An 8,357-nucleotide genomic window follows, 5' to 3' on the forward strand; every position below is an offset into this window, starting at 1 on the left:
ATCATGCAACTACCAAAACGAACTAGAAACTGTATGTATAAGTACTGCAATAGACGCTACAAGAGCCATAGTGTATCATTATCTATAAACCCTGACTAACCATAAGTCAGCGTGATCTACTTCAACGATAATTAAGACGGCAATAAAATGCCACCCTAACTTATACTTCAACTTATCATAGTGTGCTGGTGATATTGCAAAACTTTCACTGTCCCTTTCAGAAGTGAACATGCTAAACTAGCACGGTTTTATCCTCATCTTATACAATGATTTAAAGCGTCTGCCTCATTAGGGTCTGCTGTAATAAAAAACTAAAGTGAAATTAAGGAAAACGCCACCATGACCACAATCAAGACCACCAAAACCTTGGGCACAACCACCAAAACTGGTATTGATACGGGTACTGGCTTGTACAGTACCCATCGCTCCTCCATGCTGACAAATCCGTTTACTAAAGCAACAGTTATTGCCTTACTTGGAGCTAGCATTGGTCTGTCAGGCTGTCAAACCATCAAAAATCTAACAGGTAATAAGGCTGACGATGCTGTATTGACAGCAGAAAAGTCTGAAACTGGATACTATCAAGAAGCTGTCGAATCTTTGGAAAAAGGACGTTATATTGTCGCAAATGCTGCATTAAATGATCTGCGTACTTTTTATCCTACAGGTCGCTATGCTGAGCAAGCATTGCTAGATTTAATGTACTCACAATTTCAAAGTAAAGAGTATACCGAGGCGGCTCTTAGTGCGGAGCGTTTTATCAAACTGTATCCCAATAACGCCCAAGTAGATTATGCTTATTATGTACGGGGTGTTGCCAATATGCAGGCAAGCACCAGTGCCCTACTTAACTTTGCCAAACAAAAACAAGCCCATCGTGATACTTCATATATGCGTTTGGCTTTCAACGATTTTCAAGAATTAATTACCCGTTATCCCAATAGCATCTATGCACCCGATGCTGCACAGCGTATGAGTTATATCTACAACCAACTTGCCGAAAACGAATTGTCAGCAGCTCGGTGGTATATCGAACGCCAGGCTTATGTTGCCGCTGCCAATCGTGCAAAATGGGTATTCCAATTTTATCCACTCAGTGAGCAAGTACCTGAAGCCATCGCTATCTTAGCTTATAGTAATGAACAATTAGGACTAAACGATCTGGCGCAAGATTACAAAACCCTATTACAAATTAATTATCCAGAATGGTTGGGGCAAAATGGCAAGGTACGCTTAAAAGGTAGTAATGCAGGCTCATGGCTCAATAAAATCACCTTTGGTAAATTGGGCCGCTCAAATGCCAACCAAGCAAATATCGCAGTTGCACCTTATACTGGCGCAACAAAAACGCAAGTTGTACAACGTGCTGCCCAACTACAATTAGCCACTGACAATAATACCACTACCAGTCGCAACAATGCTCCGGCTTTTGATACCAGTCGTAATTCTGGTATTAAATTTGGTTTAAATCTGCCTGAAAATGACAGTGAACAAATCAATAGCCAAGGTAGTACCACTCAAGCAGCAAAAAATAGCATGGTCATACCTGATAATGTCCCTACCCCACGTCAAACCACAGCGGATATGTCGGTACAGCCTAATGTGGCTGCCCCCAATACACGTCCCATTCCACAACCTGAAGCCAATCAAGACACTGAGTAATGTATTCATTCGCTAAGCAGCTAAGCAGCTTAGTAGCAGTAACTTAGCGACTTGACTTAATCGACTTAATCAATGGCATAACATGGCATGGACTAACCCAACATTAGCCCGTGCCATTGATGTTATAAATACCATTTATAAATATCAAGCTGTCGCTATAAAATGGCGTTTGCTCTCGCCGTCTACAGCATATCTAAGTAAATAGTAAATCATCAGCAATAGGCATGGTTTCATTATGAGTATCCCCAATCATGTCCTCGATCAATTATGCAGTCAAGCTGACCTAGTGAGCATTATTGGTAGACACACTACCTTAAAGCGAGCTGGGAGAGAATATAAAGGCTGCTGCCCCTTTCATGGTGAAAAAACACCCTCTTTTTATGTTAACCCACAAAAAAATGTCTACAACTGCTTTGGCTGCGGTGTTGGTGGTAATGCCATTAGCTTTTTGCGAGATTATGAAAATCTCACCTTTTTAGAAGCCATCAAAGAGCTATCACAACAAACAGGGATTGACCTACCCAAAGAAGATCGTCAAGACATACGCTATACACGTCGCCCGTCCAATCCCCAGCCAACACCACCAATAGCACCAACTCAAACCAGCCAAAATCTAGTCTCTGCCGATCGCATTGATGGCATAAATGGTATCAATCACATTGATGACTATTATGACAGTTATGGCAGTGGATTTGATGGCAACGATGCAGGTTATAGTGGTTATGAAGGCTATGACAATTATGATAGTTATAACAGCCATGATGATGCGTATTTTAATGCTAGCAATCACAGCAATAGGGCTAACGACCATCATACTGACTTAGCAGCCCCACAAGCAGCTCACAAACCTGCTTCTAACCTTAATCAAGGTGGTTTTAATCAAAGTGGTTTTAATCAAGGTAGCCTTAATAAAGAAGGCAATCTTTACGAGCTATTAGAACGTATCCAAGTATTTTATCAGCATAATCTACAGCAACATGGCAAAGCACTGGCATACTTTAAAAATCGTGGCCTCAGCGATGACACCATTGCCACGTTTGCTTTGGGTTACGCACCCGCAGGCTGGCAACATTTAGAGCAACATTTCTCCCAAGATATCGAAGGGCTAAGGGCATTGGGACTGGTTCGCTCTTCTGAGAAAGGGACAGAGTACGACTTACTACGTGATCGGGTCATCTTTCCCATTCGTGATAATCAAGGACGTACCATTGGCTTTGCAGGGCGAGCCTTAGACAATGAGGTTAAACCCAAATACATCAACTCCAGTGACTCACCTGTGTTTCACAAACAGCATGTGCTCTATGGCTATTATGAATCTCGGCAGCAACGCTGTAATGATTGGCTGGTAGTCGAAGGCTATATGGATGTCATTGCCTTATATCAAGCAGGCATCTATGGTGCAGTCGCCTCAATGGGAACAGCCACTAATGAGAGCCAAATTGCACGCCTGCTACAAATGAATCCAACCCTGACATTATGCTTTGATGGTGACAGTGCAGGACAAAAAGCAGCATGGCGTACCCTAGAAGTCAGCTTACCCATACTCAGTGATGAAAAAGAACTGCGCTTTTTGACCCTACCCAATAATCATGACCCTGATACCTATGTGCAAACACATGGTGTAGAGGCAATGCGCTCACAAATACGCCATGCCATTCCACTCTCTGAGTATATTTTTGCTTATCTTAGCGCACAATATGATTTGTCATTGGTAGAAGGCAAAGCCAAATTAATGGCGCAAGTGCGCTCTTTAACAAGTCAACTACCCAAAAAATCAAGCTTTCGTTATCTACTCAATAATGATATTTATCAAAGACTAGGTGGTAAGCGCAATCAAAAGACGGCGGCACATGATGCCCTACTCGATTTTGATAGCGACATGACCATCAGTGGGCAGTTGGAGTTGTGTTTACTATTTGACCCACAGCGACTTGCTGAGGATCCTATTAGAAATATTTGGCAACGCTCAAAAGTTGATAACATCGAACTACCCGATAGACTAAAACAAACAAATAGCCGTCACAGTGCACATCATCAACATGCTCAAATTCCCGAGCTGCCATCGTGGCAATCTTTTGACAATATACGACTCAGCAAACTGATCGAAGTCATTCAACGCTTATTGCCTTTTTTACCTAATGATACCAATGCGGCTGCCCATTTTATTTTGGCGAATCTACCAAACAGTTTTCAGCAGCCACTTGCACAACGCTGGCAAGTTTTTTTTCAAAGCCTGACCCACCGTGGTATCATTGATGTCGATGATCTGACCGAAGATTTATTGATTCAATTGCTACTGCAAGCCTTCAATAAGCAAGTCGCCGCTGCCAATAATGTGGTTATCCTATCGCATGTCAATCGACAACGACAACAACTGATAACCTGGCACAAGCAGCAACAAGCAGAACAAGTGGCTAAAGTCTAATAACAAAACCTAAAAACAATGAAAATATGATCAAAGCCATGCTTCTAACACAATTTAAAACTTCACAAACCTTATCTAAACTGTGGCGAATGTCCACTTTGATTGATAGCGGTTATCAGTTCAACAGATTGCTTAAGCCTGCCATAGTTGCTAATATCCACTGCTTTAGCCCTCAATAGACAATTGACTGATGTCATCATATAACCAATGCTATTAAACAACCAACAGGGATATGGATTGTGGAACAAATCAATGCAAACTTCGGCTTGCTTTTACCAAGCTCGATACATGGGTGAATGGCTTTATCAAACTACTACCCAATATTATTCGCCTACGTTGGTGGACAAAATCGGATAAAAAATCACAAATTCATGTCCAAGATGAAGTTATCCAAACCGTTTATCAGGCTTTAGATGAGGCAGGTATTGATATGCCCTATCCCACTTATGTGCATCTGTGGCATGATCAAACCGATGAATTTGATGGCAATCGGGCGATGCAACGTGAAAGCTGGCCAGCAGCAAAAGATAAAAGCCGTGATGCGCGCTCAATACGCGAGCTAAAAAAAGCCCCTAAACCTACGGATACTTTCGTATAGATATTGTTTATGATTAGCTTATTTGATATGTTTAAAATTGGTATCGGGCCTTCAAGCTCGCATACGGTTGGTCCTATGGTCGCTGCCAATACCTTTTTAATCGATTTACAAACTCAATTTTCTTTAGAAACCGTTAAACGTATTCAAGTAGATTTATACGGGTCGCTTGCTGCCACAGGCAAAGGTCATGCTACTGATACGGCTATTATCTTAGGCTTACTCGGGCATAAAGCCAACAAAATTGATACCACAAAAGTGGCTGATTATCTTGCCCCTGTCTTGGCAGATCATCACATGTCTTTAGCAGGTAGGCATGATATTAATTTTAATTATGATCGTGACATTATTTGGCATATCCAAACTAATCTACCACATCACCCCAATGGCTTAACCCTCACCGCCTACTCAAATACTGGTGAAACCTATCAGCAGACCTACTACTCAATCGGTGGTGGCTTTATTGCCAATGCTGATGAATTTGAATCTGATAGTCTCGCTTCTTCTAGTACACCTAACTCTAATACATCAAGCATAATAAATAATAATGCTGAGCTAAACACACAAGCCCCTAACTCTGCTCATCTTGATGTCAGCCAACAGCCCACCCAACAACATACACAACAGCCCATTGATAAGATTGCCTTAAGTGATGACAGTTTAGTCCCCTATCCGTTTTATTCAGCCCAGCAATTACTCTCCATTTGTCAGCAACATAATTTGAGCATCAGTGAAGTAATGATGGCAAATGAGCTCGCATTAAGAAGTCAGCAAGAGATTGAACAGTATCTTGATGAGATTTGGGAAGTGATGCAGCTTTGTGTTACTCATGGCTGTAATGGAGATGGTATTTTACCAGGGGGATTAAAAGTCAAACGCCGTGCCAAAGCCTTATATCAGCAATTACAGCTAGAATCACAGCAAACTGATAATAATAATGACAGTCTAATGGCGATGGACTGGATAGATTTGTATGCTTTAGCTGTGAACGAAGAAAATGCTAATGGCGGACGAGTGGTGACTGCGCCTACCAATGGTGCAGCAGGTATTATTCCTGCGGTACTGCATTATTATCGTGATTTTTTTGCCAATTTTAGCCAGCAAGGAGTACGAGAGTTTTTATTAACCGCCGCTGCGATTGGCACGATTATTAAGCAAAATGCTTCTATCTCGGGGGCAGAAGTGGGCTGTCAGGGCGAAGTGGGCTCAGCATGTGCAATGGCAGCAGCAGGTCTTGCGCATGTCAAAGGGCTATCCCCTGCCCAATGTACCAATGCAGCAGAAATTGGTATTGAGCATAATTTGGGGCTAACCTGTGACCCCATCGGTGGACTGGTACAAATACCTTGTATTGAGCGCAATGCAATGGCAGCAGTAAAAGCCATCAATGCTGCTCGCCTTGCCAAACGTGGCGATGGGGTACATTTTGTCTCCCTCGATAAAGCCATTGCTACGATGAAAGCCACAGGTGAGGATATGATGGACAAATACAAAGAAACTGCGATGGGCGGGCTTGCCATTCATGTGCAGAAAAATAACATCACTCTAGATGAGGCTATTGACCCCAATCGTATTGCAGTGGTCGATGTGGCAGTGGGCTATCCACAGTGCTAGTCCTTTAATGTTAATTAACCTGCTAAGAAGTCTATAAAACGAGGCTCTTTCTCATCCAAATCCATAATGTAATCACTAAAAACCAATGAATCACGATCATGCGTTATCATGATTATCGTATCGAAATTTTCTTCTACAAACTTCAATACAACGTTACTGTTAATGCCATCTAATGCTGAAGTGGGTTCATCAAGTATAATAATAGATTTCTCTCTTAAATAAGCTCTAACTATAGAAAGTCTCTGCAACTCACCCCCAGAAGCTTTATCAATCCAATCGTTCGAACCTGAATAAATATACTCAACGAAGTTATTTAAATTCAATTTCCTTAGTATATCTGACACGTAATCCAAATCTCTTTCTTTAACACTAGAGTAAAATAAATTATTTTCCAAGCTATCTTTAAAAAAAGCGGTATCTTGGTTTACTACTGAAACATAAGAGATAATATCGTAACTACTTAAAGTATCTATATCAATCCCAAAAAAGTTAAGTTTTTCATGAGAGGTATCATGAAGCTTTAAGATTGATTTAATGAAAGTGGATTTTCCAGACCCACTACTCCCAATTATGCTATACCAATAACCCCTTTTTATACCAAAAGAAATCTTTTTATTTGTATTTATAGTCATATTTTTTGCATAAAATACCAAATCAAAATCTTCTATTTCTTTTATTTGTTTATTTTGAGAATCTTCGTTTAAATCTAAATATTTTAGTATGTCCGATATGGATATAAAATGACCTTTTAGTTGTATCAGAAATTGAGAAAGCATTATAATTGGTGTTGAGAGTTGTATTATGTATCCAGAAATCATAACAAAATCACCTGATGTGTAGTTATACTCTGGTATTTTTATAATTAAATACATATTGGATGTTATCAACAAAATACCTATAAAAATTATTTGAACCAACATTAGCTTTGCTGACATCACATTAGCTTTAAATATTTTGGATACAAATTCCTCACCCACTTTGTGACAACTTTCTAGCTCATATTTGTAATTATTGTTAGTCTTTATTTCAAAAAGAAAGTTCAGTCTACTTACAGTATGAGAGTCTATTAGGTTTTTAGCTGAATATATAATTGGGTGTATATTTTTAGATTTATTAGATATTTTAATAGAGAGGTATAATGATGATATTAAAAAAATACCTATAAAAACTGACAGCCATGTATTTACATTTTTCATTATTACATAAAGAGAAAATAAAAACTGAACCGATATTGGCAGTATCGTCCAAAACAATATGTAGAATAACTGTCCAGATGACTCCCCAGCTCTTTTTACCTCAGATAAAAATTTCCCTTTGTCTATTCTTTTTTGTTCATAGTATTTAGACTTAAAAACCTTATCCATAAAGTATATATAAATCGAAATTTCAATTTTAGATAAAAAATAGCTTGTTAACGCTCCTTTTATCCAGTCCGAAGATTCATTTGCAATCCATGCAATTCCATAAATTCCAGCTAAAACTATCAAGTAAAGACTTGCTTTATGTTTTGTTTCAGTATTGATACTGTCAACTATAATCTTCAACAAAAGAGGTAGTGTTGATGCGATTATTGCTATAAAAACAACTAGAATAGTTATCAAGAAAAAATGATAAAATATATTTTTATAATTAATTTTAGCTATTTTGCAAGACTTCTTAAAAAAATAGAAATCCTTTACTACCTCTTCCATAGCATAGACCCCACAAAACGATTTCAATTGTGATTGGTACGATTATTAAACAAAACACCTCAATATCAGTCAGGTTCAAAAGTTGGCTGTCAAGGTGAGGTTGGCTCAGCATATGCGATGGCAGCAGCAGGTCTTGCGCATGTCAAAGGACTATCCCCTGCCCAATGTGCCAATGCAGCAGAAATTGCAACTAACATCACTCTAGATGACACTATTGACCCAAATCGTATCGCTGTGGTTAATGTATCGGTGGGCTATCCACAGTGCTAACTCTTAAGTTAAGAACCTGTATTCATAAGTCAAAATTAGGGATGGTTTTCTAAAAAGTATGCTACCCCCTCCCTAACCCTCCCCCAAAGGTGGAGGGAAC

At 39.5% G+C, this 8,357-nt stretch carries 5 protein-coding genes and 1 pseudogene; 5 read left to right on the forward strand and 1 reads right to left on the reverse strand.

Annotated features, from left to right (window positions below; all coding sequences use genetic code 11):
• Positions 1–339: 339 nt before the first annotated feature.
• The 4 genes from FHK89_RS04950 (at position 340) to FHK89_RS04965 (ending at position 6,296) form a co-directional block, all read left to right on the forward strand.
• Entirely contained in the window at positions 340–1,662 is a 1,323-nt protein-coding gene (locus tag FHK89_RS04950; RefSeq protein WP_329958686.1) for an outer membrane protein assembly factor BamD, read from the forward strand.
• A 235-nt stretch (positions 1,663–1,897) separates the two neighbouring features.
• A complete protein-coding gene (gene dnaG, locus FHK89_RS04955) occupies positions 1,898–4,087 on the forward strand; it encodes a DNA primase (RefSeq protein ID WP_230657459.1) in 2,190 nt (729 codons plus the stop codon).
• 232 nt (positions 4,088–4,319) lie between these two features.
• A complete protein-coding gene (locus FHK89_RS04960; RefSeq protein ID WP_230657462.1) occupies positions 4,320–4,685 on the forward strand; it encodes a mechanosensitive ion channel family protein in 366 nt (121 codons plus the stop codon).
• Positions 4,686–4,694: 9 nt separating this feature from the next.
• On the forward strand, positions 4,695–6,296 hold the full coding sequence (locus FHK89_RS04965) for an L-serine ammonia-lyase (protein WP_230657472.1): 1,602 nt from the start codon (positions 4,695–4,697) through the stop codon (positions 6,294–6,296).
• A gap of 14 nt (positions 6,297–6,310) precedes the next feature.
• On the opposite strand, the gene FHK89_RS04970 is transcribed toward FHK89_RS04965, so the two are convergent.
• Entirely contained in the window at positions 6,311–7,987 is a 1,677-nt protein-coding gene (locus tag FHK89_RS04970) for an ATP-binding cassette domain-containing protein (RefSeq protein WP_230657475.1), read from the reverse strand.
• A 32-nt stretch (positions 7,988–8,019) separates the two neighbouring features.
• Between FHK89_RS04970 and FHK89_RS14995 the strand changes: the two are divergent.
• Positions 8,020–8,209 (forward strand): annotated as a pseudogene (locus FHK89_RS14995) (L-serine ammonia-lyase, iron-sulfur-dependent, subunit alpha); the annotation flags it as partial.
• Between the last annotated feature and the right edge of the window lie 148 nt (positions 8,210–8,357).

The organism is Psychrobacter sp. I-STPA10, from assembly GCF_021012795.1.
GTDB lineage: Bacteria > Pseudomonadota > Gammaproteobacteria > Pseudomonadales > Moraxellaceae > Psychrobacter.

Excerpts from the sequence above, each read along its gene's own strand:
- FHK89_RS04960 (WP_230657462.1), top strand. The coding sequence starts at position 4,320 with ATGGATTGTGGAACAAATCAATGCAAACTTCGGCTTGCTTTTACCAAG.
- dnaG (WP_230657459.1), top strand. The coding sequence starts at position 1,898 with ATGAGTATCCCCAATCATGTCCTCGATCAATTATGCAGTCAAGCTGAC.
- FHK89_RS04970 (WP_230657475.1), bottom strand. The coding sequence starts at position 7,987 with ATGGAAGAGGTAGTAAAGGATTTCTATTTTTTTAAGAAGTCTTGCAAA.
- FHK89_RS04965 (WP_230657472.1), top strand. The coding sequence starts at position 4,695 with ATGATTAGCTTATTTGATATGTTTAAAATTGGTATCGGGCCTTCAAGC.
- FHK89_RS04950 (WP_329958686.1), top strand. The coding sequence starts at position 340 with ATGACCACAATCAAGACCACCAAAACCTTGGGCACAACCACCAAAACT.